This window comes from Psychromonas hadalis ATCC BAA-638, assembly GCF_000420245.1.
Classification (GTDB): domain Bacteria; phylum Pseudomonadota; class Gammaproteobacteria; order Enterobacterales; family Psychromonadaceae; genus Psychromonas; species Psychromonas hadalis.
Window position 1 is genome coordinate 1 of sequence record NZ_ATUO01000258.1, and the last position, 2,887, is coordinate 2,887.

2 protein-coding genes and 1 pseudogene are annotated in these 2,887 nt (G+C 35.5%); 2 read left to right on the forward strand and 1 reads right to left on the reverse strand.

All coding sequences use genetic code 11. The features are described from left to right. Positions 1 to 425: 425 nt before the first annotated feature. Positions 426 to 590: pseudogene (locus G322_RS23090) on the forward strand (DDE-type integrase/transposase/recombinase); the annotation flags it as partial. Positions 591 to 859: 269 nt separating this feature from the next. On the opposite strand, the gene G322_RS0118435 reads toward G322_RS23090, so the two are convergent. Continuing rightward, positions 860 to 1,417, reverse strand: coding sequence for a helix-turn-helix domain-containing protein (locus tag G322_RS0118435; RefSeq protein ID WP_022943154.1), 558 nt, complete (start codon positions 1,415 to 1,417; stop codon positions 860 to 862). A gap of 80 nt (positions 1,418 to 1,497) precedes the next feature. On the opposite strand from G322_RS0118435, the gene G322_RS0118440 reads away from it, so the two are divergent. Beyond that, complete coding sequence (locus tag G322_RS0118440) at positions 1,498 to 2,676, forward strand: benzoate/H(+) symporter BenE family transporter (protein ID WP_022943155.1); 1,179 nt, start codon at positions 1,498 to 1,500, stop codon at positions 2,674 to 2,676. Positions 2,677 to 2,887 lie beyond the last annotated feature (211 nt).

Sequence of the window (2,887 nt, forward strand, 5' to 3'; positions counted from 1 at the left end):
TTGAGTAATAGCCGGCTATTGCGATTGAATGCAACGCAGATATTAGTCATTTAAACCAGTAAAAACGATCAGTTACTTAGGCGGATTGGTATTAGCTGTAGCAAACGTTAAATGACTCCGCTCATCAGTGTTCCAGTTAAAAAACAGAGTGACCAAAAAATCACGCTATTGCAGGCTACAGCGCCCACTAACTCCCTTTTTTACCTGCATCTCAGGGGCAATAATGCCAATTTCAAATCAATACCTTAGCCAAAATGGAAACCAACCCATTTTGGCTAACTTTTTTCTGTAAGTATTTGATTTATATTGGTGTAAAATTCCATTTTAAGCTTAAATCAACCGTGGCGAAGGTATTGTTAAATGTTTTGTTTTTTAACGAATTAAAATACTTATTTAATTTTAATTCGGGATAAGAATTAAAATAAATTGAACGGGCATTACAAATGGCCATTAATATCAGGCGCCCTAAAGTAGGGTTAATGTTCTATAGTGATCGAGGCTCTCAATATACGAGTGGGCAATTTAGCCGTTTACTGAACAGATATAAAATAACATTTTCCATGAGTCGTGTTGGTGCCTGTCTTGACAACGAGTGAGCGTCCATATATGTCCCCGATTAGTTCCTCATCTTATTATGTGGATTATTTTTATGTTGATTTAGTTAGGTTTAATTGCATTAGCGCAAACCTGAATTGACACTTTGAAATTATAGGTTTTAATCAAAGCTGACAGTTGCCAAAGCCACCATAGCGGTCGTTCAAGTAATTGTATTGGCCTTACTTCAAAATGTTAAAAGTGGAAGAAGATAAACAATAATACAGTCCATAATAAAAGAACCACTTGGTATTAATGACTTTACTTATACTGAGAATTTATTTTTACTTGTATAATAAATAATATTATGAAATACGGCCTGACTTTCTGACACATTACGATAACCGTGCTTTTGATTTGCATTAAATTTTACAACTTCACCTTTATTTAAATGGTGCCATTGGTCATTCAACAAATATTCAATCTCGCCTTCTATAACCAAAATATGCTCTATCACCCCATCGTTATGAGGAGCAGATATTTGCTGATGCAGTGGGGCTAAGGTTAAGGAAAAAACTTCACTTTTTGTTTCTAAATCGAATGGAAATAAAGTAGAGATAGATATACCAGATTCACTATTTAACATATTTTTAGATAAATCATTATCCTCAATCGCTAGGAAAAAATAGCTTAAGGGTAAATGAAAACCAGTGGCTATATTCCATAAACGTGCAACTGTGGGGCTTGATTCTCCTCGTTCTATTTGTCCTAGCATAGCCTTTGAAACACCTGTGTGCTTACTTGTAACATCAAGACTCCAATCTTTATTGGTTCTGGCCAACTTTAGTTGGAGACCTATTGCATTGTTGAAATTTATACTCATAACTTCCCTTGTGCGTTATAACATACAGTGTTACATTGTGCGCTATAGCGCACGTTAACGCCATTGTGAGGTAAATAGGTATGTTAGTCAATCGTATAATAAGCTCGACTGTAGCTGGATTGGTGGCAGTTGTTATTGGTTTTTCCAGCTCCGTAGCGTTGATCTATCAAACCGTTATTAATTTAGGCGGTGATGCAAGTCTTGCATCAAGTTGGATATTAACTTTGGGACTGTCAATGGGAATGACTTCTATTGCCTTATCCTTTTATTACCGTATACCTATATTGGTTGCTTGGTCAACGCCAGGAGCTGCATTACTTATTGCAAATACTCAACACTTTAATATCAACGAAGCTATAGCAGGATTCATGTTCTCAGCTCTGTTAATATTCTTGTGTGGCATTACTGGTTGGTTTGAAAAATTAATAAACAAACTACCTTTTCAACTTGCTTCAGCAATGCTGGGCGGAATATTGGTTAATTTTGGAATTGATGTTTTTAATCAAATGAATGAGGAGCCATTACTTATAATCGTTATGTTCTTTACATACTTGATATCTAGGCAATTAATCCCTAAATTCACCATACTGTTAGTGCTGTTCATTGGTATTGTACTTGCGTGGCAACTTAAGTTAATTACATTTACGGTATTTTCTTGGCAGTTAAGTGAATTTAGGTATATTTCACCTGAATTTAATATTTCCGCAATACTAGGCATTGGCATTCCTTTATTTCTTGTCACTATGGCTGCACAGAATTTTCCAGGTATTGCGGTATTAAAAGCACATAATTATAAGGTCCCTGTATCTTCAATATTAAGTGTTACAGGCTTTGTTAATATGCTTGCTGCCCCCTTTGGTGGCTTCGCAATAAATCTGGCTGCGATAACAGCAGCAATTTGTATGACTGAAGAAGTGGATAAAAAACCTGAAAAGCGTTATTGGGCGGCAATTTCTGGAGGTGTATTTTATATATTAATGGCAATTTCTGCTGGATACTTAATGGAAGCTTTTGCAACATTGCCACATGCACTTATCTATTCATTAGCAGGTCTAGCTTTATTTACTACTATCAATAATAGTATTCAACAAGCACTTTCTGAAGATAAAATGTCTGAGGCAGCAATAATTACCTTTCTCGTAACAGCCTCTAACTTGACGCTATGGGATATTAGCTCTGTATTATGGGGGTTAATCGCAGGTTCTATAACATTACTTGCTCAAAACTTACTAAAGAAATCTAACTATAAACTAAGCTAACTGATATTGTCTGAAAAGTTCCTTTTATCCCGCTTATCAAAGAAGATCATTATACAGAAAATTTTTTTGAGCCTCGTCGGCAATGGATGATTAATCGTATTTGAGAGCTAACGGAGGCAGGGCAAACGGGTTTAAATAATACAAGTTAAGTACAGTTAACCACCAATCCAGAGATTTTTCTTGATTGAAGGGATTAGTCTCTATTTATATA

Bases quoted from the DNA above. Each gene is read 5' to 3' on its own strand.
- G322_RS0118435 (WP_022943154.1), bottom strand. From the start codon at position 1,417: ATGAGTATAAATTTCAACAATGCAATAGGTCTCCAACTAAAGTTGGCC.
- G322_RS0118440 (WP_022943155.1), top strand. From the start codon at position 1,498: ATGTTAGTCAATCGTATAATAAGCTCGACTGTAGCTGGATTGGTGGCA.